Annotated in this window: 25 protein-coding genes; 13 read left to right on the forward strand and 12 right to left on the reverse strand. The window is 40.8% G+C overall.

The window, feature by feature from the left end; genetic code table 11:
• The first annotated feature begins 57 nt into the window (after window positions 1–57).
• Window positions 58–600, forward strand: coding sequence for a hypothetical protein (locus tag EJF26_RS02165; protein WP_000798527.1), 543 nt, complete (start codon window positions 58–60; stop codon window positions 598–600).
• Between the two features lie 23 nt (window positions 601–623).
• Window positions 624–1,091: an 8-oxo-dGTP diphosphatase gene (locus EJF26_RS02170; protein ID WP_000085289.1), complete on the forward strand. Its 468-nt coding sequence runs from the start codon at window positions 624–626 to the stop codon at window positions 1,089–1,091.
• Here the strand turns inward: EJF26_RS02170 and EJF26_RS02175 are convergent.
• From EJF26_RS02175 to coaB, 5 genes are all read right to left on the reverse strand, one after another.
• A complete protein-coding gene (locus EJF26_RS02175) occupies window positions 1,088–1,603 on the reverse strand; it encodes a transcription repressor NadR (protein ID WP_000159156.1) in 516 nt (171 codons plus the stop codon). The two genes, EJF26_RS02170 and EJF26_RS02175, sit on opposite strands and share 4 nt — an antisense overlap.
• Window positions 1,604–1,614: 11 nt before the next feature.
• Window positions 1,615–2,115, reverse strand: a complete 501-nt coding sequence (locus EJF26_RS02180; RefSeq protein ID WP_143888985.1) for a hypothetical protein — start codon at window positions 2,113–2,115, stop codon at window positions 1,615–1,617.
• Between the two features lie 271 nt (window positions 2,116–2,386).
• Window positions 2,387–2,950 carry an ECF transporter S component gene (locus EJF26_RS02185; RefSeq protein WP_001042714.1) on the reverse strand — a complete coding sequence of 188 codons (564 nt, stop codon included), beginning with the start codon at window positions 2,948–2,950 and terminating at the stop codon, window positions 2,387–2,389.
• Complete coding sequence (gene coaC, locus EJF26_RS02190; protein ID WP_001274051.1) at window positions 2,934–3,485, reverse strand: phosphopantothenoylcysteine decarboxylase; 552 nt, start codon at window positions 3,483–3,485, stop codon at window positions 2,934–2,936. The genes EJF26_RS02185 and coaC overlap by 17 nt, the downstream gene beginning before the upstream one ends.
• An 11-nt stretch (window positions 3,486–3,496) precedes the next feature.
• Window positions 3,497–4,186 carry a phosphopantothenate--cysteine ligase gene (coaB, locus tag EJF26_RS02195; RefSeq protein WP_000699527.1) on the reverse strand — a complete coding sequence of 230 codons (690 nt, stop codon included), beginning with the start codon at window positions 4,184–4,186 and terminating at the stop codon, window positions 3,497–3,499.
• A gap of 228 nt (window positions 4,187–4,414) precedes the next feature.
• On the opposite strand from coaB, the gene EJF26_RS02200 reads away from it, so the two are divergent.
• The 3 genes from EJF26_RS02200 to radC all read left to right on the forward strand — a co-directional run bounded on the left by EJF26_RS02200 (window position 4,415) and on the right by radC (window position 9,284).
• The gene (locus tag EJF26_RS02200; protein ID WP_000845245.1) at window positions 4,415–6,085 is read left to right on the forward strand and encodes a formate--tetrahydrofolate ligase; all 1,671 of its coding nucleotides are present in this window, start codon (window positions 4,415–4,417) and stop codon (window positions 6,083–6,085) included.
• Between the two features lie 184 nt (window positions 6,086–6,269).
• Window positions 6,270–8,561, forward strand: a complete 2,292-nt coding sequence (gene pcrA / locus EJF26_RS02205) for a DNA helicase PcrA (protein ID WP_000992900.1) — start codon at window positions 6,270–6,272, stop codon at window positions 8,559–8,561.
• A gap of 42 nt (window positions 8,562–8,603) precedes the next feature.
• Window positions 8,604–9,284, forward strand: coding sequence for a RadC family protein (radC, locus tag EJF26_RS02210; RefSeq protein ID WP_000286915.1), 681 nt, complete (start codon window positions 8,604–8,606; stop codon window positions 9,282–9,284).
• Here radC and EJF26_RS02215 read toward each other — a convergent pair.
• The 7 genes from EJF26_RS02215 to EJF26_RS02245 form a co-directional block, all read right to left on the reverse strand.
• Window positions 9,281–9,970 (reverse strand): gamma-glutamyl-gamma-aminobutyrate hydrolase family protein, encoded by a 690-nt coding sequence (locus tag EJF26_RS02215; RefSeq protein ID WP_000743327.1) that lies wholly within the window; start codon window positions 9,968–9,970, stop codon window positions 9,281–9,283. The two genes, radC and EJF26_RS02215, sit on opposite strands and share 4 nt — an antisense overlap.
• 15 nt (window positions 9,971–9,985) lie before the next feature.
• On the reverse strand, window positions 9,986–10,627 hold the full coding sequence (locus EJF26_RS02220) for a redox-sensing transcriptional repressor Rex (RefSeq protein ID WP_000653419.1): 642 nt from the start codon (window positions 10,625–10,627) through the stop codon (window positions 9,986–9,988).
• Window positions 10,628–10,715: 88 nt separating this feature from the next.
• Window positions 10,716–10,925 carry a DUF4649 family protein gene (locus EJF26_RS02225; RefSeq protein WP_000489415.1) on the reverse strand — a complete coding sequence of 70 codons (210 nt, stop codon included), beginning with the start codon at window positions 10,923–10,925 and terminating at the stop codon, window positions 10,716–10,718.
• Window positions 10,926–10,931: 6 nt separating this feature from the next.
• A complete protein-coding gene (locus EJF26_RS02230; RefSeq protein ID WP_000863529.1) occupies window positions 10,932–11,279 on the reverse strand; it encodes a DUF1831 domain-containing protein in 348 nt (115 codons plus the stop codon).
• 4 nt (window positions 11,280–11,283) lie between these two features.
• Entirely contained in the window at window positions 11,284–12,399 is a 1,116-nt protein-coding gene (locus tag EJF26_RS02235) for a cysteine desulfurase family protein (RefSeq protein ID WP_000639641.1), read from the reverse strand.
• Between the two features lie 9 nt (window positions 12,400–12,408).
• The gene (locus tag EJF26_RS02240) at window positions 12,409–13,368 is read right to left on the reverse strand and encodes a ribose-phosphate diphosphokinase (protein ID WP_001283845.1); all 960 of its coding nucleotides are present in this window, start codon (window positions 13,366–13,368) and stop codon (window positions 12,409–12,411) included.
• A gap of 111 nt (window positions 13,369–13,479) precedes the next feature.
• Window positions 13,480–14,049: a CYTH domain-containing protein gene (locus EJF26_RS02245; protein ID WP_000681300.1), complete on the reverse strand. Its 570-nt coding sequence runs from the start codon at window positions 14,047–14,049 to the stop codon at window positions 13,480–13,482.
• A gap of 128 nt (window positions 14,050–14,177) precedes the next feature.
• Between EJF26_RS02245 and yjbM the strand changes: the two genes are divergently transcribed.
• From yjbM to EJF26_RS02285, 8 genes are all read left to right on the forward strand, one after another.
• Window positions 14,178–14,849 (forward strand): GTP diphosphokinase, encoded by a 672-nt coding sequence (yjbM, locus tag EJF26_RS02250; protein WP_000151563.1) that lies wholly within the window; start codon window positions 14,178–14,180, stop codon window positions 14,847–14,849.
• Window positions 14,833–15,651, forward strand: coding sequence for an NAD kinase (locus tag EJF26_RS02255; protein WP_000799044.1), 819 nt, complete (start codon window positions 14,833–14,835; stop codon window positions 15,649–15,651). Before yjbM ends, EJF26_RS02255 begins: the two co-directional genes overlap by 17 nt.
• Entirely contained in the window at window positions 15,648–16,544 is an 897-nt protein-coding gene (locus EJF26_RS02260; protein ID WP_001209998.1) for an RluA family pseudouridine synthase, read from the forward strand. The genes EJF26_RS02255 and EJF26_RS02260 overlap by 4 nt, the downstream gene beginning before the upstream one ends.
• A 42-nt stretch (window positions 16,545–16,586) precedes the next feature.
• Window positions 16,587–17,561, forward strand: coding sequence for a phosphate acetyltransferase (gene pta, locus EJF26_RS02265; protein WP_000451594.1), 975 nt, complete (start codon window positions 16,587–16,589; stop codon window positions 17,559–17,561).
• 86 nt (window positions 17,562–17,647) lie between these two features.
• Window positions 17,648–18,826: an A/G-specific adenine glycosylase gene (mutY, locus tag EJF26_RS02270; protein WP_000886162.1), complete on the forward strand. Its 1,179-nt coding sequence runs from the start codon at window positions 17,648–17,650 to the stop codon at window positions 18,824–18,826.
• 56 nt (window positions 18,827–18,882) lie between these two features.
• Entirely contained in the window at window positions 18,883–19,590 is a 708-nt protein-coding gene (gene yycF, locus EJF26_RS02275) for a response regulator YycF (RefSeq protein WP_000723164.1), read from the forward strand.
• Window positions 19,583–20,932 (forward strand): cell wall metabolism sensor histidine kinase VicK, encoded by a 1,350-nt coding sequence (gene vicK, locus EJF26_RS02280; RefSeq protein ID WP_000568724.1) that lies wholly within the window; start codon window positions 19,583–19,585, stop codon window positions 20,930–20,932. The genes yycF and vicK overlap by 8 nt, the downstream gene beginning before the upstream one ends.
• Before the next feature lies 1 nt (window position 20,933).
• The gene (locus EJF26_RS02285) at window positions 20,934–21,743 is read left to right on the forward strand and encodes an MBL fold metallo-hydrolase (protein WP_001289489.1); all 810 of its coding nucleotides are present in this window, start codon (window positions 20,934–20,936) and stop codon (window positions 21,741–21,743) included.
• Window positions 21,744–21,747 lie beyond the last annotated feature (4 nt).

Consider the following 21,747-nt stretch of genomic DNA (forward strand, 5'->3'; position numbering starts at 1 on the left):
AAAAGTGATAGATATTAGTCATTAGTTAGTAGTTTGAATTTAAAGGGGAAATAAATAGTGAAAAATTCAAGTACTTTTAACAAGCTTATTTATACTGTCCTATATTCCTTACTGATAGCATTTGTTATCGCTCATTTCATATTATGGTCATTTGATTTATCATTTACTCCGATTATTTGGGATATTTGGCTCTTTCTCCTGAGTTTAACTTTCTATATTCGCTTTTTGAGATCATTTGCAATTCTTGATCTTCTATTTGGGATATTTGGACTGAAATTTATTCCCATAGCGTGGAATACAGGGCTTTTTGTTCCAATTATCCTCTCTATTTCGCATATTTTTATTTACTTTTTAAAGGGGAAATATCGCTTCCTTGAAGGGGTGCGTAGTGCGATTTGTAGTTTTTATATCTGGTTATTTGTAATTGTCGTTTTCGCCCTTATTCCAAATCCTCCTGTTCCAATCACGATTGATTATGAAGTTAGGGAACAAGAAATTGTCATAACAAAAGGATATTTACTTCATGATGTATACTATTATCATGAGTTGATTAATCCCTTTATCATGAAATCTGATATTAAGTTCGAAAAAGTCATATAACAAATTAGAAAGTGAGTAAATTTATGTCCCGTGCGCAAGCAACCATTTTAACCAACATCTGTCTAATCGAAGATCTAGAAAATAAGCGAGTAGTCATGCAGTATCGCTCTCCTGAAGAGAATCGCTGGTCTGGTTATGCCTTTCCTGGAGGTCATGTTGAGAATGGCGAGGCTTTCGCAGAGTCTGTCATTCGTGAAATCTATGAAGAAACAGGATTGACTATCCAAAATCCTCAACTGGTCGGCATTAAAAATTGGCCACTAGATACAGGTGGGCGCTATATTGTCATTTGTTATAAGGCGACTGAGTTCTCTGGTACCCTTCGCTCTTCAGATGAAGGAGAAGTTTCTTGGGTGCAAAAAGACCAGATTCCAAATTTGAATCTGGCCTATGATATGTTGCCTTTGATGGAGATGATGGAAGCTCCGGATAAGTCTGAATTTTTCTACCCTCGCCGTACAGAAGACGATTGGGAAAAGAAAATCTTCTAGTCCTTTACCAAATAACCTAGCTGATCCAAGGCCTCCTCGATATAGTGGAGGTCTTGTTGTGTTTCTGCTTCGACTAGGTGGTAATGGATGCCATCTGTCAATTCTGAAAGTGGCCTAAAGTCAGAATTCTCTACTTGTTCTAGAAAATGTTGGACATCACGGCGACAGGTGAGTTTGAGCAGGGTTTCAATTTCTCCATAAACTGGATGGTCAATCAAGGTATTCTGAACACGTCCGCCATTATCTACAATGGCTAGAAGTTCTTGACCGATTTCTTCCATCTCATGTTTGACTTTGAAAAGTTTGTGAACGTAAGGATTGGCATCATTTTCTTTATAGATATAGCCACGATTGGTGGATAGGATAGGAGCACCATCGGCTCTCAAGATGGCAATATCTTGGACGATGATTTGGCGCGTAACATGGAAGTGCTCAGCCAAGGTTTGACCATTGAGGGCTTTTGGTGCCTCTTTTAACAGTTTGAGAAGAGCTTGTTTGCGATCCTTTGTCATAGCTTTTCCTTTTAGTGACGTTTTCGGAGCACTTTAAATACAGCCAGTGCTAATGTATAGTCTACCATACTGTGAACAATTGTTCCAAAACCAACTAGGACAAAGAGAACATAAAACATATTTTCAATGTTTGTCCCTGAGGTAGCATAGAAGATGATACAAGCTAGTACTTCAGCGATAGCATGAACAACACCTAAAACAAAGTTAAAAATCCAAGATGCCTTTGGTTTATCCAAGGTTTCAGGGAATTTTTTTAAGTAAAATGCTCCCAAAGTACCAAAAACGATGTGAGAAAAAGCGCGCAGAACGATAACCATGGGATAGCCTGCCATCAGGAAGCCGAGACTAGAAGCGATGATCACAAAAGCAGCCATCAAAGGTGATAGGAACATGGCGATAAAGATGGCGATATGACTTCCCAAGGTATAAGAAGCTGGCGGGATGACGATTTTAAAAGGCATAATGATCGGAATCAAAATTGCGATTGCTGTGAGTAGGGCAGTCATGGTCATAAACTGCGTTTTTTTTTCGTATATCCATAAGAACCTCCATTTATCTGTATATACACAAGTATAGTACAATAAATAGTCAGATATGTCAAGAATTTATTTTGATTTTATTGAAAATTTTCAAAAGTATAGGTGGTATATTCAAAGGATTTTCATATATTTTCAAAATCTTGAACTAATGACTCCTTGGTAAATAACTATTTATAAGTAGAAGATGAGCCTTTACTGGTGAAAACTAAAATTCCACCTTCAGGACGAAAGTGGAGTTGTTTTTTTATTTCTTCAAGGTTTCGAGACGTGGGACAATTGCTACAGTTAGGATGGCTGAGATGAGGAGTTCAGCAATTGAGTTTGTAGAGATGACAGTTGCTAGGAGTTTTTGGATATTGCCATCGAAGACATTTCCAAAAAGGAAGAAGATTCCCCCGAGGACAAAGACGGTGTTTGTAAGGGAACCGAGAGCACCAGCAAAGATGAGACCCGTTCTGTTTTTAAATAATTTATAAACCAAGTAAGGTGTCAGCCCAATCAAAACGCGAGGGACAATAGCGATAATCGCAGAATAGATATTTCCGTTCGGTACGAATGGTGAGAAGAGGTAGCTGGTTGGAAGGATGGTAATCGTGTTTACCGTCAAGCTCAATAGCCCCATAAGAAAACCAAGTGTAACTCCAACTCGAGGGCCGTAAATAATACTTGCAATGATTACCGGAATATGCACGATGGTTGGTTTGATTGGAAATGGGAATAGATTGAATAAGAGTGAGCTCAGAAAGTGAATGACCAACATGGTCGCAAAAAAGATAGCAATTGGAGCAATGTTAGAGCGTTTGTTCATCGAGGGTTTCCTTTATTCTTTCTAAAATAGTATTCAGGTCAGCTAGGGCGCCTTTTCCGTAATCGCCACAGGCTAGTAGAGATTCCTTTGGAGAGATAATCTGATAACCATAGGTCTCTAATGTTTTTAGATTAGCCTGAGTTGCCGGATGGTCATACATTTTTGTATTCATGGCTGGTGCGACTAACTTTTTGACGTGGTCTGGCAGGGCAAGAGCTGTACTCGTAACCATGTTATCCGCAAAACCATGTGCTAGTTTGGCAATGGTATTAGCGGTAGCAGGGACGACGATAAAAAGGTCGGTTTCTTTGCCTCTTTCAATATGATTGACTTGATCAGGATAGGGTTCCTGCATGACATCAAGGTGAACTGGATTCTGTGAGAGTACCTGTAGTGTCAAAGGCTGGATAAACTCTGTAGCGGCCTGAGTCATTAAGACAGTGACATCATGGCCTTGTTTTTTCAAGGAACTGACTAGGTCAGCTGCTTTATAGGAGGCGATGGAACCTGTCACTGCGATCAGAATGTTTGCCATGGCTTTCCTTTCTATGAATGATAGGCTTGAATTTTTTCAAGGAGGAGTTCTGCAATTTCTTCTTTAGTATGGACTGTTTGAAGCTGATCTTTCTCAACAAAGATTGCCCGATGCTGATTTGCTGAGATTTGAGTAAGGTCATTTGCTATGATCAAGTCTGCTTGGTTCTTTATAAGACTCTGTCTAGCAATTTCTATGAGATAATCCTCAGAGACATCAACCAGCAGTTTAAAGCCAATCAGATGAATGGCAGGATTCCATTCCTTGACTAGAGAGATGATTTTGGGTGTTTTTTTCAGAAATAAAACCTGCACCTCATCAGTTGAAGAAATCTTAGCCTGATGGTTCTGCTTGCTTAAAAATTCTTCTAGATTGGAGCTAGCCTGAACTTCTGCCAGCCCTGTCATATAAACAGGAGTGTAGTCAGAAACTGCCATAGAATGAATCAGGACCTGATAATTCGGAACTCGCTCTTTCATCTCTAAAAGAAGATCATGAGTATTTTTGATTTCTCGAATGGTTAAATGGGGATGAGGTTCTGGCTTAAGAGCTCTGGTAGTTGTTATCAAACAAACCTCATGACCAGAAGCAAGCAAGGTTTCTGTGATGATTTTTCCCAAGCGACCTGTGGAATGGTTCGTGATAGAGCGGACGCTATCAATAGCTTCACTCGTACCGCCCGACGTAACTAAAATTTTCATAGGACTATTGTACACAAAAATAAACGGTAAGTAAAATGAAAGCGATCAATTTTTGCTAAAATCAAGGAATACTATAGTCTAAAGCTATAAAAGCATATAAAATTTTAAAAAGCACTATTATATCCCCTAAAATATTGATATTTACGAACGTTTTAAGAGTTTAAGGGTGTTAAAAATCTCATTTTGTGTTATAATGAATTATCACATTAGAGGTTAGAGGAGTTTGCTATGAAAACAGATATTGAAATCGCACAGAGTATTGAGCTAAAGCCAATCGTAGATGTTGTGGAGAAACTTGGTATTTCTTACGATGATTTGGAGTTGTACGGAAAGTACAAGGCTAAGCTCAGTTTTGATAAAATTCGTGCGGTAGAGAACAATCCAGTTGGCAAATTGATCTTGGTTACTGCCATCAATCCAACACCTGCAGGTGAAGGGAAGTCAACTATTACCATTGGTCTGGCGGATGCCTTGAATAAGATTGGTAAAAAAACCATGATTGCCATTCGCGAACCATCTCTTGGTCCAGTAATGGGTATTAAGGGTGGTGCAGCTGGTGGTGGGTATGCGCAAGTTCTTCCAATGGAAGACATCAATCTCCACTTTACTGGAGACATGCATGCCATCACAACTGCTAACAATGCCCTTTCTGCCTTGATTGACAACCACTTGCACCAAGGAAATGAGCTGGGAATTGATCAACGTCGTATTCTTTGGAAGCGTGTAGTGGACTTGAACGACCGTGCTCTTCGTCATGTGACCGTTGGACTTGGTGGCCCTCTAAATGGTATTCCACGCGAGGACGGTTTTGACATTACAGTTGCTTCTGAAATCATGGCCATCCTTTGCTTGGCGACGGACATTGAAGACTTGAAACGCCGTTTGGCTAATATCGTTATCGGATATCGCTATGACCGTACCCCTGTTTCTGTTGGTGATCTGCAGGTAGAAGGTGCTTTAGCATTAATCTTGAAAGATGCTATCAAACCGAACTTGGTTCAAACAATTTATGGTACACCAGCCTTTGTACACGGTGGACCATTTGCCAATATTGCTCATGGATGTAACTCTGTTTTGGCGACAAGCACAGCCCTTCGGTTGGCTGATTATACTGTTACTGAAGCTGGTTTTGGTGCGGACCTTGGTGCTGAGAAATTCCTTGATATTAAGACACCAAACTTGCCAACTTCTCCAGATGCGGTAGTCATCGTTGCAACCCTTCGTGCCCTTAAGATGAATGGTGGCGTTGCAAAAGATGCTTTGACAGAAGAAAACGTAGAAGCAGTTCGCGCAGGTTTTGCTAACTTGAAACGTCACGTTGAGAACATCCGTAAGTTCGGTATTCCAGCAGTTGTGGCTATTAACGAATTTGTCTCTGATACAGAAGCTGAAATCTCAGCCTTGAAAGAACTCTGCGCTTCAATTGATGTGCCAGTTGAGTTGGCAAGTGTCTGGGCCAATGGCGCAGAAGGAGGCGTAGCGCTTGCCGAAACGCTTGTCAAGACTATCGCAGAAAATCCAGCCAACTACACTCGTCTTTATGACAATGACCTTTCTGTACAAGAAAAGATTGAAAAGATTGTCACTGAAATCTACCGTGGTAGCAAAGTGAATTTTGAGAAGAAAGCTCAAACACAAATCGCCCAAATCGTTCAGAATGGTTGGGACAAATTGCCAATCTGTATGGCTAAGACTCAATATAGTTTCTCAGACAACCCAAATGCGCTTGGAGCGCCTGAAAACTTTGAAATTACCATTCGTGAATTGGTACCAAAATTAGGTGCAGGCTTCATCGTTGCCTTAACTGGTGATGTCATGACCATGCCAGGACTTCCAAAACGCCCAGCAGCCCTCAATATGGATGTTGAAAGTGACGGAACCGTTCTAGGATTGTTCTAGTATATTAAAATTGATTTTAAATGAGTTTGGAAATGCTTTCCAAGCTCATTTTCTTATCTAGATATAAGGAGTTGTCTTCAGCTGATGAGAGAGTTTTCTTCCACACGCAACCAGTCTAGGTAAAGATATTTTCCCTGATTTCTGATATAATAGAAACATTGACTTCAAGAGTAAGGAAGAGAAAATGAACGCATTATTGAATGGAATGAATGACCGTCAGGCTGAAGCTGTACAAACAACAGAAGGCCCCTTGTTAATCATGGCTGGGGCTGGTTCTGGAAAGACCCGAGTTTTGACCCATCGTATCGCCTACTTGATTGATGAAAAGATGGTCAATCCTTGGAATATCTTGGCCATTACCTTTACCAACAAGGCAGCGCGTGAGATGAAGGAGCGTGCCTATGGGCTCAATCCAGCAACTCAGGACTGTCTGATTGCGACCTTTCACTCCATGTGTGTTCGTATTCTGCGTCGTGATGCAGATCATATTGGCTACAATCGTAATTTTACTATTGTAGATCCTGGGGAACAGAGAACTCTCATGAAACGTATTCTCAAGCAGTTAAACTTGGATCCGAAAAAATGGAATGAACGGACCATTTTGGGGACTATTTCCAATGCTAAGAATGATTTGATCGATGATGTGGCTTATGCTGCTCAAGCTGGTGACATGTACACGCAAATCGTGGCCCAGTGTTACACAGCCTATCAAAAAGAACTTCGTCAGTCAGAATCGGTTGACTTTGATGATTTGATTATGTTGACCCTGCGCCTCTTTGATCAGAATCCTGATGTTTTGACCTACTACCAGCAGAAGTTCCAGTACATTCATGTTGATGAGTACCAAGATACTAACCATGCCCAGTACCAATTGGTCAAACTCTTGGCTTCACGCTTTAAAAACATCTGCGTGGTCGGTGATGCGGACCAGTCCATCTATGGTTGGCGTGGTGCTGATATGCAGAATATTTTGGACTTCGAAAAGGATTACCCTCAAGCCAAGGTCGTTTTGTTGGAGGAGAATTATCGTTCAACCAAAACCATTCTTCAAGCAGCCAACGATGTCATCAAAAACAATAAAAATCGTCGTCCCAAGAATCTCTGGACCCAGAATGCCGATGGGGAGCAAATCGTTTATTATCGTGCAAATGACGAACAAGACGAGGCTGTTTTTGTAGCCAAAACCATCGATGAACTTGGTCGCAGTCAAAACTTCCTCCACAAGGATTTTGCAGTTCTTTATCGAACTAATGCGCAATCCCGTACTATTGAGGAGGCTCTCCTAAAGTCCAATATTCCTTATACTATGGTCGGCGGAACCAAGTTCTACAGCCGTAAAGAAATCCGTGATATTATCGCCTACCTTAACCTCATTGCCAATTTGAGTGATAATATCAGTTTTGAGCGCATTATCAACGAGCCTAAACGCGGAATTGGCCCAGGAACCGTTGAAAAAATTCGTGACTTTGCTAATATGCAAGACCTGTCCATGCTAGACGCTTCAGCAAATATCATGTTATCAGGAATCAAGGGTAAGGCAGCCCAGTCTATCTGGGATTTCGCCAATATGATTCTGGATTTGCGGGAGCAACTGGATCAATTAAGCATTACTGAGCTGGTTGAGGCTGTCCTAGAAAAAACAGGTTATGTCGATATTCTTAATGCTCAGGCGACCCTGGAAAGCAAGGCTCGAGTTGAAAACATCGAGGAATTTCTTTCTGTTACCAAGAACTTTGATGACAATCCTGATAGTCAGGAAGATGAAACAGGTTTGGACAAATTGAGTCGTTTCTTGAATGACTTGGCTTTGATTGCCGATACAGATTCAGGCAGTCAGGAGACGTCAGAAGTGACCTTGATGACCCTGCATGCTGCTAAGGGACTTGAGTTCCCAGTTGTCTTTATCATCGGGATGGAGGAAAATGTCTTTCCGCTTAGTCGCGCAGCTGAAGATCCTGATGAGCTAGAAGAAGAACGCCGTTTGGCATATGTAGGTATCACACGCGCAGAAAAGATTCTTTATCTGACCAATGCAAACTCACGCTTGCTTTTTGGGCGTACCAACTATAACCGTCCAACACGTTTCATCAATGAAATTAGTTCGGACTTACTTGAGTATCAGGGCTTGGCTCGTCCAGCTAATACCAGCTTCAAGGCATCTTATAGCAGTGGTGGGATTGCTTTCGGTCAAGGAATGAGTTTGGCTCAGGCTCTTCAAGGACGGAAACGCAATGCTGCACCAAGCTCTATCCAGTCAAGTGGTCTCCCATTTGGACAGTTTGCAGCTGGAAATAAAAAAGATTCGACTGATACAAGCTGGTCTATTGGAGATATTGCTCTCCATAAGAAGTGGGGTGAGGGAACTGTTCTGGAAGTTTCAGGTAGTGGTGATACTCAGGAATTGAAAATCAATTTCCCAGAAGTAGGGCTGAAAAAACTTCTAGCCAGTGTAGCCCCAATTGAGAAAAAAATCTAATTTTCCATCCTTCTCACGAATAATAAAGTGAGGAGGATTTTTATGTATAGTATTTCATTCCAAGAAGATTCACTTTTGCCGAGAGAAAAACTGGTTAAAGAAGGAGTAGGGGCTCTGAGCAATCAAGAATTGTTAGCCATTCTGCTCAGAACTGGAACACGTCAGGCCAACGTTTTTGAAATTGCCCAAAAAGTCTTGAATAGTCTCAACAGCTTAACTGATTTGAAAAAAATGACTCTGCAGGAATTGCAAAGTCTGTCTGGTATTGGACGTATTAAAGCCATTGAACTACAAGCGGTAATTGAACTAGGGCATCGTATTCACAAACATGAAACACTTGAGATGGAAAGTATTCTCAGTAGTCAAAAGCTAGCCAAGAAAATGCAACAGGAACTTGGAGACAAAAAACAAGAGCACCTAGTGGCGCTCTATCTCAATACTCAAAATCAAATCATTCATCAGCAGACCATCTTTATCGGATCTGCAACACGTAGTATTGCTGAACCGAGGGAAATCCTTCACTATGCCATTAAGCATATGGCCACCTCTGTGATTCTCGTTCATAACCATCCATCTGGTGCCGTATCTCCTAGTCGAAATGACGACCATGTCACTAAGCTGGTCAAGGAAGCTTGTGAACTGATGGGAATAGTTTTCTTGGACCATCTGATCGTCTCACACTCGGATTACTTTAGTTACCGTGAAAAGACTGATATGATCTAGAGTTCATTAACGACATAGTCAAACAATGTTTTATCTTTGGGGCGATTTTCAAATAGAAATTCAGGATGCCATTGGACACCAAGATAAGGAAAGCCGTCCGTAGTTGTCACAGCCTCAATGATTCCATCTTTAGGATCATGTGCTACAACCTTAAGATTTGAAGCTAGATCTTTTATGCTCTGGTGATGGAAGGAGTTGATGTGAGAGATTTCTCCATAGATTTCTCGGAGAATGGTATCAGGTTCCGTTACGAGGCGTTGGGTCGTGTATTCGGCTGAACAGTCCTGCCAATGATCTTCAATATCTTGGTGAAGCGTGCCCCCCATGGCAACATTGAAAAGTTGAGTACCTCGACAAACAGAGAAAATTGGTTTCTTTTGTTTAATCGCTTCTTTGATAAGTGCTAGTTCAAAAATATCTCTTTGAAGGTGGTAGTCATCACTATCAATAGCTTTTGGTTCACCATAGTATTTTGGATCAACATTTTGCCCACCCGTTAGGATGAGCTTATCAATGATACTGATGTAATAGGCAGCCATTTCTTGATCACCAATCGGTAGGATGATTGGAATTCCGCCAGCATCCTTGACTCCTTCAACAAAGCCTTTTGCCGCATAGCTCATCATGACATCATCATCTGGATGAGCTTTTTCATTTCCTGTAATCCCAATAACTGGTTTTTTCATAAATGCTTTCGCTTTCTAATCCTCTTTACGCATAAAATAGAGGAGAGTTTGGAGTTCACTTGTCAAATCGACATACTGAACGACCACATCTTTTGGGAGGTGAAGGTGAACAGGGGAAAAGCTGAGAATACCTTTTATACCTGCATCAACCAAAAGATTGGCAACTTCTTGTGATTTAACACTTGGAACTGTTAGGATAGCAGTTTTAACATCTGCTTCTTTAATTTTTTCTTTAATCTGTGAGATACCATAGATTGGAATACCATCAGGTGTCTGGGTGCCAACTTCTGGATGGTCATCTAGGTCAAAGGCCATGATAATCTTCATCTTGTTGCGCTCATGGAAGCGGTAGTGGAGAAGGGCATGCCCCATATTGCCAATTCCAACCAACATAACATTAGTAATCGAGTTATCATTAAGGAGGTCAGCAAAAAACGTCATCAATTTTTTGACATCGTAACCAAAACCACGACGACCAAGTTCACCAAAATAGGAAAAATCTCGGCGGACAGTTGCAGAATCGATACCAATAGCCTCTGCAATTTGCTTAGAGTTGGCACGTTCAATTTTTTCTGCATGAAATCTCTTGAAAATTCGATAGTAAAGAGAGAGTCTTTTTGCTGTTGCTTTTGGAATAGCAGACTGTTTATCTTTCACAAAATCACAACCTTTCTATTCTTCTATTTTATAGAAACATTGTGAAAAAATCAACAAAAACAAGAAAAAACTAAGAGAATTCTTAGTTTTAATCTGAAAAATTAGTTTGTGATAAAAAACGGTAGAGATCGCCAACTAATCCTTGATAAATCACTTTATCATTCAGTGTTAAGGAGCTGATTAGGAGAGTGTCGGGTAGGGTGACACAGCCTGATAGTGATAGCATAAGCTCTTCGTAATCGGCAAATTCAAGTGTGCGTTCTACTTGATAGTTATCTTTATAAGTCAAACGAAACATAGTCAATTATCTTTCTTCTTTAGTGAAGATACCGCGTTCTACTAAACTGTCCATGAGGAAGTAGAATTTCTCTTGGTGGATATGGTGTTCTTCAGATTTAAAGATATTGACCAAACGAAGACCTGATTTGTCAGTGATATTAATTTTAACACCTGTAAGCTCTTTGTTGATGATAATTTTTAGTAGGAAACCTTCACCACTATTAGGAACTTTTTCAAGTAGACGAGTCAGTTCATAGTTTCCTACCTTTGTTTCAAAGAAAGTATTGTCTTTTAGTGTGAATTTTTTGACAGATGGGTTAAGTGTATAGTTGTAGCGGCAGTTTTGTAGTTTAATGGTTTTTTCAAATGCCATTAGATTAATCTCCAATAATATTTTTTAAGGTTTGTGCCAGTTGTTTCAGTTCCTCCTCAGTATTAAGAGGAGACAGACTGATACGGACAGATTCTTTTAAGCGATGGGAATTGGCTCCATAAAGGGCCTCTAGGACATGGCTAGTTTGCACAACACCAGCAGTACAAGCAGAACCAGTAGAAATTGAGATTCCTTCAAGGTCTAACCGTAGCAAGAGCAAATCATTTTTTTGACCAGGAAAGCCAATGTTGAAAACATAAGGGAGTTGGTGTTGACTTTCATTGAGATAGTAGTCGAGGCCTGCAATTTCTTCTAAAAAAGTCGATTTGAGTGCACTTAGTTTTTGGTAATGCTCAGCCTGATGATCCAAGTCTTCTTTGAGGGCAGCAACCATCCCTACAATGGCAGCAAGGTTTTCTGTTCCAGCCCGTTTCTTTTGTTCTTGGTCCCCACCGTGGAGGTAGGAATCAAAGTCCGCGGAAGAAGCGTAAAGAAATCCGACTCCTTTGGGTCCATGGAATTTGTGGGCAGAAGCGCTGAGGAAATCAATTCCTAATTCCTCGGGATGGATAGGAATTTTCCCGATAGCTTGAACAGCATCTACATGATAAGCGGCAGGATGCTCTTTTAAAATACGTCCAATCTCAGCGATAGGTAAGAGACTGCCTGTTTCATTATTAGCATACATGGTGGAAACGAGAATGGTATCGTCACGCAAAGCTTTTTGAATTTGTTGTGCAGTGATTTCTTGATTCACTGGTTGAATGATGGTTACTTCAAAGCCAAAATGTTGCACCAGGTAATCAATGGTCTCAAGTACAGAATGGTGTTCAATAGCCGTTGTGATGATATGTTTTCCACATTCTTGATGGCGGAGACAATAGCCGATAATAGCTGTATTGTTACTTTCTGTACCACCAGATGTGAAAAAGATATGTTGAGGTTTGGTTCCTAGTAAGTGGGCTAATTCTTGACGCGCTTCACGGAGCAGTTTGCCAGCCTGACGACCATGACTGTGAATACTAGAAGGATTCCCATGGGTTTCTTGCATGACCTTGGTCATTGCTGTTATGGCTGTCGCTGACATAGGAGTAGTAGCAGCATTGTCCAAATAAATCAAAGAATCACCTTATTTCTTTTTGTTGTATGCAAAGAGTGGGCTGACTGGTTTTCTTTCGTGGATGCGGACAATCGCATCACCGATCAATTCGCTAGCGGTAATGTAGCACACATTTTTCGGAGTTCTTTCTTTTGTGGCTACTGAGTCTGTCACAAGGATTTCTTTGATGTTAGTGGAATCAAGAAGATCAGCAGCGCCTTCTACAAAGAGACCATGACTGGATACCGCATAGATTTCAGTTGCACCTTCACGCTCAACGATTTTTGCCGCTTCTGAGAAGGTACGGCCAGTGTTTAGGATGTCATCAATTAAGATAGCTTTCTTGCCCTCAACATCTCCAATGATATATCCTTGGCTCCGCTCTGAGTCATCTTGAGCATAGTCGATGATTGCGATTGGTGCATCTAGGTATTCAGCTAAGCTACGAGCGCGCTTGACACCAGAGTTTTTAGGACTAACAACAACAACATCTGGTCCAAGTAAGCCCTTGTCACAATAGTGTTTAGCAAAAAGAGGAATTGTATAAAGATTGTCTACAGGAATGTCAAAGAAACCTTGCACCTGAACGGCATGTAGATCAAGGGTTAGAACACGGCTAACACCTGCTTTGACGAGCATATTAGCAACGAGTTTTGCAGTGAGGGGTTCGCGAGAAGAAGCGATACGATCCTGACGAGCATAACCAAAGTAAGGAAGAACAACGTTGATACTATGAGCACTTGCACGTACACAAGCATCGACCATGATTAACAACTCCATCAAGTGGTTGCTAACGGGGTAGCTGGTTGATTGGATGATGTAGACATCGTAACCGCGGACACTCTCTTCAATGTTGACCTGGATTTCACCATCAGAAAATTGACGAGAGGATAATTTTCCGAGAGGTACACCAACTGTATCCGCAATCTTTTGAGCGATTTCTGGGTTAGAGTTTAGGGTGAAAAGTTTCATGTTGTTTCTATCTGACATTATAGACCGTCCTCTGTAAACTTTGTGAATCTCCTTTGAGAAAGTTCTGTTTTTCAAAGGGAGATTCTTTTATTTTTATCTTTTCTATTCTACCAAAAAAAGGAGATTATTTCAGCATTTTTTCATGCTTTTAATAAAACGAATTAATTTTGAAGGAGCTTTCTGATAAGTGATCTGATTTTCTTCTAAGAATTTCTGAAAATCAGCTTTCCCTTTTTCATGGTCTGTGACTTCAAGCTCCAGTTCGTAGTCTGTATGATCAAAGTAGTGGCTTTCATCTAGTGCCATTAGACCAATCGATGTTTCCATTTCGTAACGAATAGTTGCAAGACAACCCAGAACAAACCAGTCTTGGCTTAGAATACCAATCTTAGCAAGTTCCTCTAGAACGAGTCCTTGAGGAAGTATTTGTTTTTCTAGGTAAGATTCAGCCTCTGGAAGATTCAGTTTCTGATTGTATTCCATATTTCCTACAGTTTGTGGCACCTTCAAGGTCAACTCCGCCCAATCTGAAAAGATACGAATGCGCATGGCAACCTTTTTTTCACGCAATTGAAAATCAGGTGTATCAATGTAGTAGTTTTTCTGAAGGACGGGTTGGATATGGGAAAACTGTTCTTTTAAATGATCGTAATCCTCTTTTTTCAGTAGTGTTTTCAGTTCAATTTCTAAATGTTTCATTTTTCTAACCTTTTTTTTATCTTTGAAAGCGATTTATGGTATAATGGACAATGTATTTATTGTATATGATTGTAGTGAAAAAATCAAAAATTTTAAACAACACAATCACATACCAAAAGGGAGAAAATATGACCATAGAATGGGAAGAATTTTTAGATCCTTACATTCAAGCTGTTGGTGAATTGAAGATTAAACTTCGTGGGATTCGCAAACAGTATCGTAAACAAAATAAGCATTCTCCAATTGAGTTTGTAACGGGTCGTGTCAAACCGATTGAAAGTATCAAAGAAAAAATGAATCGCAGAGGGATTGGCTACGATACTTTGGAACATGACTTACAGGATATCGCGGGTTTGCGGGTCATGGTGCAGTTCGTCGATGATGTTCAGGAAGTTGTTGCGATTTTACGCAAACGCCATGATATGAGAGTAGTACAGGAACGTGACTACATCACGCATCGGAAGGCTTCGGGCTATCGCTCCTATCATGTGGTGGTAGAGTATACAGTTGACACCATCAGTGGTGTTAAGACGATTCTGGCGGAGATTCAAATCCGGACTTTAGCCATGAATTTTTGGGCTACGATTGAGCATTCGCTCAATTATAAGTATCAGGGGGATTTCCCAGAGGAGATCAAGAAACGCTTGGAGATTACAGCTAGAATTTCCCATCAATTGGATGAAGAAATGGGGAAAATTCGTGATGATATTCAGGAAGCACAGGCTCTCTTTGATCCTTTAAGTAGAAAACTAAACGACGGTGTAGGAAATAGTGACGACACAGATGAAGAATACAGGTAAACGAATTGATCTGATTGCAAATAGAAAACCCCAGAGTCAAAAGGTTTTGTATGAGCTGAAAGACCAGTTGAAAAAACATCATTTTATACTCAACGACACCAATCCTGACATCGTCATATCAATTGGTGGGGATGGGATGCTTTTGTCTGCATTTCACAAGTACGAGAATCAGTTAGATAAAGTTCGATTTATTGGCGTACATACAGGACACTTGGGATTTTACACAGATTATCGTGACTTTGAGTTGGACCAGTTGGTTACCAATCTCCAACTGGATACTGGTGCCAAGGTTTCCTATCCTGTTTTGAATGTCAAGGTGACACTTGAAAACGGAGAAGTTAAGACCTTCCGTGCATTAAACGAAGCCAGCATCCGCAGGTCTGATCGCACCATGGTTGCGGATATCATTATTAACCACGTTCCATTTGAACGCTTTCGTGGAGATGGTGTGACTGTTTCAACGCCAACTGGAAGCACTGCCTATAACAAATCCTTGGGTGGAGCTGTCTTGCATCCTACCATTGAAGCCTTGCAGTTGACTGAAATAGCGAGTCTTAACAACAGAGTTTATCGAACACTTGGTTCTTCAATCATCGTTCCGAAGAAAGATAAAATAGAGCTTTTTCCGACTCGTAATGACTACCACACGATATCAGTCGATAACAGCGTTTATTCTTTCCGTAATATTGAACGGATTGAGTATCAAATCGACCATCACAAGATTCACTTCGTAGCGACACCAAGTCATACTAGTTTCTGGAATCGTGTCAAAGATGCCTTCATCGGCGAGGTGGACGAATGAGGTTTGAATTTATCGCAGATGAACATGTCAAAGTCAAAACTTTTCTTAAGAAACACGAGGTTTCTAAGGGACTTTTGGCAAAGATTAAGTTCCGAGGTGGGGCTATTCTGGTTAATGACCAATCTCAGAATGCAACGTATCTCTTAGATGTTGGAGACAGGGTGACCATCGATATTCCAGCAGAGGAAGGGTTTGAGAGCCTTGAAGCTATTGATCGACCACTGGATATCTTGTATGAGGATGACCATTTTCTGGTTTTGAATAAGCCTTATGGAGTAGCCTCTATTCCTAGTGTTAATCATTCTAATACCATTGCCAATTTTATCAAGGGCTACTATGTCAAGCGGGAATATGAAAATCAGCAGGTTCACATCGTGACTAGGCTTGATAGAGATACATCTGGTTTGATGCTCTTTGCCAAGCACGGCTATGCTCATGCACGTTTAGACAAGCAACTGCAACGAAAGTCTATCGAAAAAAGGTATTTTGCTTTGGTTAAAGGAGCTGGTATTTTGGATCCTGAAGGGGAAATTATTGCCCCGATTGCGCGTGATGAAGACTCCATTATCACGAGACGAGTCGCCAAAGGTGGGAAATACGCTCATACATCTTATAAAGTTGTAGCGTCTTATGGAAAAATTCACCTAGTCGATATTCGCCTGCATACTGGTCGAACTCATCAGATCCGAGTGCATTTTTCCCATATTGGCTTCCCCTTGCTGGGAGATGATCTCTATGGTGGTAGCCTAGAAGACGGTATTCAACGCCAGGCCCTGCATTGCCATTCCTTATCATTTTATCATCCCTTCTTAGGGCGTCAGCTGGAGCTGGAAAGCCCTTTGCCAGATGATTTTAACAATCTTATCACTCAGTTATCAACTAATACTCTTTAAAATCTATTTTGAGTATAATTAATTATCTTAAAGGAGAAACTCATGGAAGTTTTTGAAAGTCTGAAAGCCAGTTTAGTTGGCAAAAATGCTCGTATTGTTCTACCTGAAGGGGAAGAGCCTCGTATCCTTCAAGCGACAAAACGCTTGGTAAAAGAAACAGAAGTTGTTCCTGTTTTACTTGGAAATCCTGCAAAAATTAAAATTTATCTTGAAATCGAAGGGATCATGGATGGTTATGAAGTGATTGACCCACAACACTATCCTCAATTTGAAGATATGGTGGTTGCACTTGTAGAACGTCGTAAAGGAAAAATGTCAGAAGAAGAAGCGCGCCAGGTCTTGCTAAAAGATGTTAACTACTTTGGTGTTATGCTTGTCTATATGGGCTTAGTAGATGGAATGGTATCGGGTGCCACTCATTCAACCGCTGCAACTGTTCGTCCAGCTCTTCAGATTATTAAAACACGACCAAATGTTACACGGACATCAGGTGCCTTTCTTATGGTACGTGGTACAGAACGTTACTTGTTTGGTGACTGTGCCCTCAACATCAATCCAGATGCGGAAGCTTTGGCTGAAATTGCTATCAACTCAGCGATTACTGCAAAAATGTTTGGAATTGAACCCAAAATCGCTATGTTGAGTTATTCTACAAAAGGCTCTGGTTTTGGTGATAGTGTTGACAAGGTGGTTGAAGCAACTAAACTGGCACATGACTTACGTCCTGACCTTGAGATTGATGGAGAATTGCAATTTGACGCAGCCTTTGTCCCAGAAACAGCAGCTCTAAAAGCTCCAGGGAGCAATGTGGCAGGTCAAGCAAATGTCTTCATTTTTCCAGGTATCGAAGCAGGTAATATTGGTTATAAGATAGCTGAACGTCTAGGTGGTTTTGCGGCTGTCGGTCCCGTTTTACAAGGATTGAATAAACCAGTCAACGATCTATCACGTGGATGTAACCCAGATGATGTTTACAAATTGACTCTCATCACAGCAGCTCAGGCGATCAATCAATAAAGAAATGGAGTCTCTTCCTCTCGTAGAAGAGGCTTTTTTAGCACAAAGAAAAGGACAGTTAGAAGCTTCTATGTTATACTAGATATATGTTAGATTTGAAAGAATACGGTGTTGATATGTGGCCAGAGGAGAAAATCATTTCTTTTCGTGAGAAACTCCTCGAATGGTACGATGAAAACAAACGGGATTTACCATGGCGTAGAAGTAAAAATCCTTATCATATCTGGGTTTCTGAAATTATGCTCCAACAGACTAGAGTGGATACAGTCATTCCCTACTATGAACGATTCTTGGACTGGTTTCCAACTGTTAAAAGTTTGGCTCATGCGCCTGAAGAGCGTTTGTTGAAAGCATGGGAGGGGTTGGGTTATTATTCTCGAGTGCGTAATATGCAGGCTGCGGCCCAGCAGATTATGGCTGACTTTGGTGGTCAATTTCCAAACACCTATGAAGGAATTTCCAGTCTGAAAGGGATTGGTCCTTATACTGCGGGAGCAATTTCCAGTATTGCTTTTAATTTACCCGAGCCCGCAGTTGATGGCAATGTCATGCGAGTTTTGTCTCGCTTGTTTGAGGTCAATCATGATATCGGAGTTCCTAGCAATCGTAAAATTTTTCAGGCAATGATGGAAATCTTGATTGATCCAGAACGGCCGGGTGACTTTAACCAAGCTTTGATGGATTTGGGTTCTGACATAGAGGCGCCAGTTAATCCTAGACCAGAAGAAAGCCCTGTTAAGGAATTTAGTGCAGCCTATCAGAATGGAACCATGGATTCTTATCCGATTAAAGAACCCAAGAAAAAACCTCTTCCAATCTATCTCAAGGCCTTGGTTGTGCGCAATGCTCAAGGTCAATATCTACTTGAGAAAAACGAAAGTGAGAAACTGCTAGCTGGTTTTTGGCATTTCCCCTTGATAGAAGTAGAGGAGTTTTCACAGGAAGAGGAACAGCTGAATCTGTTTGCTCAGGTCGCTGAAAAAAGCGTTACTTTCGGTCCAACACCCCAAGAAAGTTTTGAGCAAGATTATGATTTAGAAGTTGATTGGTCCCATCAAGTATTTGATCAAGTTAAGCATGTATTTAGTCATCGGAAATGGCATATTCAAATCCTAGCGGGCCAGGCGATAGACTCAAAACAGTTTTCTGACAGAGAAATTCGCTGGGTTTCTCCTCAGGAATTTTCTGATTATCCATTTGCTAAACCTCAACAAAAGATTTGGCAGGCTTATAAAACAGTTCTTGAAGATGAAGGCTGGAATTAACCATTTGTGCCTTCTTTACATTTTTTTGTTATAATAGATAAAGAAAAGGTGAACATATGAAAAAAATATTAGTTGTAGATGATGAGAAACCAATCTCAGATATTATTAAGTTCAATATGACCAAAGAAGGCTATGAGGTTGTAACGGCCTTTAACGGTAGAGAAGCTATTGAGCTATTTGAGGCGGAGCAACCAGATATTATTATTCTAGACTTGATGCTACCTGAAATTGATGGTTTAGAAGTAGCCAAAGCCATTCGTAAGACGAGTAGTGTGCCTATCATTATGCTCTCAGCTAAGGATAGTGAATTTGACAAGGTTATTGGTTTGGAGTTAGGTGCAGATGATTATGTCACAAAGCCTTTCTCAAACCGTGAGTTGCAAGCTCGTGTGAAGGCTTTACTCCGTCGTACAGACCTCGCTTCAGTGGATAGTCAAGAAACTGATGAAAAGAAATCCCAACCCCTACAGATTGGCGATTTGGAAATTCTGCCAGACGCTTACGTAGCCAAAAAATATGGTGAGGAATTAGAGTTGACTCATCGTGAGTTTGAGCTCTTGTACCACTTGGCTTCCCATATTGGACAAGTCATTACTCGTGAACACTTACTTGAGACTGTTTGGGGCTATGATTATTTCGGTGATGTTCGTACAGTGGACGTGACCATCCGACGTTTGCGTGAAAAAATTGAAGACACTCCAAGCCGTCCAGAATACATCCTAACACGTCGTGGTGTGGGGTACTATATGAGAAATAATGATTGAAGATATTAGACAAACGATTCTGACCAGTGATTTTATCTTTATTTTGATTTTGCTGGGCTTTATCTTGGTGGTCACCTTGCTATTGCTAGAAAATCGCCGTGATAATATTCGTCTAAAGCAGATTAATCAAAAAATTAAGGATTTGATTGCAGGGGATTATTCTCGAGTATTAGATATGCAGGGAAGTTCTGAAATTACCAACATTACCAATAACCTCAATGATTTGTCTGAGGTTATTCGTTTAACGCAGGAAAATCTGGAGCAAGAAACAAAAAGGCTTAACAGTATTCTTTCTTATATGACAGATGGAGTTCTTGCAACCAATCGCCGTGGTCAGATTACTATGATTAACGATATGGCTAAGAAACAGCTGGGTATCGTAAAAGAAGAAGCATTGAACAAAAGCATCCTAGAATTGCTTAAGATAGAGGAAGAGTATGAACTGCGTGACCTCATTACACAGATTCCCGAATTGATGATTGATTCCCAAAATGCTAATGGAGAATATCTTAGCCTTCGTGTGCGTTTTGCACTCATTCGTCGTGAGTCAGGTTTCATCTCTGGTTTGGTTGCCGTTTTACATGATACGACCGAGCAGGAGAAGGAAGAACGCGAACGGAGACTCTTCGTTTCAAACGTGAGTCATGAGTTGAGGACTCCTTTGACGAGTGTTAAATCTTATCTTGAAGCCTTAGACGAGGGAGCCTTATATGATCCTGTTGCTCCTGATTTTATCAAGGTTTCGCTTGATGAAACCAACCGTATGATGCGGATGGTGACAGATCTCTTGCATCTCTCTCGTATTGATAATGCGACCACTCAGTTGGATGTGGAATTGATTAATTTTACAGCCTTCATCACCTTTATCCTCAATCGTTTCGATAAGATGAGGAGCCAGGATGAAGAGAAAAAATATGAGCTGGTTAGAGATTACCCAATCAATTCAGTTTGGATCGAGATCGATACTGATAAGATGACCCAGGTGATTGATAATATTCTTAACAATGCTATCAAGTACTCACCAGATGGTGGGAAAATTACTGTCAGCATGAAAACTACTGATGACCAGATGATTTTATCCATAAAAGACCAAGGTCTAGGTATTCCAAAGCAAGATTTGCCGAAGATTTTCGACCGCTTCTACCGTGTGGATCGTGCAAGAAGTCGTGCTCAAGGTGGTACTGGTCTAGGTTTGGCTATCGCCAAAGAAATCATCAAACAACACAATGGCTTTATTTGGGCCAAAAGTGAATACGGTAAGGGATCAACCTTTACCATCGTGCTCCCTTATGATAAGGACGCAGTGAAAGAAGAAATATGGGAGGACGAAATAGAAGATTAGAATGAGTGAAATAGGCTTTAAATATAGTATTTTAGCATCAGGTTCCAGTGGAAATTCCTTTTATCTGGAAACCCCAAAAAAGAAAATATTAGTGGATGCAGGCTTGTCAGGTAAGAAAATTACCAGTCTCTTGAGTGAAATCAATCGCAAGCCAGAGGATTTGGATGCGATTTTGATTACACATGAGCATTCCGACCATATTCATGGAGTCGGTGTGTTGGCTCGAAAGTATGGTATGGATCTTTATGCCAATGAAAAAACCTGGCAGGCTATGGAAAATAGCAAGTACCTCGGCAAGGTGAATTCATCGCAGAAGCATATCTTTGAGATGGGCAAAACAAAAACCTTTGGCGATATCGATATTGAGAGTTTTGGTGTTAGCCATGATGCAGTCGCACCGCAGTTCTATCGCTTTATGAAGGATGATAAGAGTTTTGTCATGCTGACCGATACAGGTTATGTCAGCGACCGTATGGCAGGAATTGTCGAGAATGCTGACGGTTACCTCATTGAGTCCAACCATGATGTGGAGATCTTGCGAGCAGGTTCTTATGCTTGGCGACTCAAACAGCGAATCTTATCTGATCTTGGTCACCTCTCTAACGAAGACGGTGCTGAGGCCATGATTCGTGCAATGGGAAATCGGACCAAGAAAATCTACCTTGGGCATTTGTCCAAAGAAAACAATATCAAGGAGCTGGCTCATATGACCATGGTCAATCAGCTAGCACAAGCTGATCTGGGAGTAGGAGTAGACTTTAAAGTTTACGATACTTCCCCAGATACCGCAACACCACTGACAGATATATAAAAAG

It is taken from the genome of Streptococcus oralis subsp. dentisani (genome assembly GCF_007475365.1).
Lineage (GTDB): Bacteria > Bacillota > Bacilli > Lactobacillales > Streptococcaceae > Streptococcus > Streptococcus mitis_AX.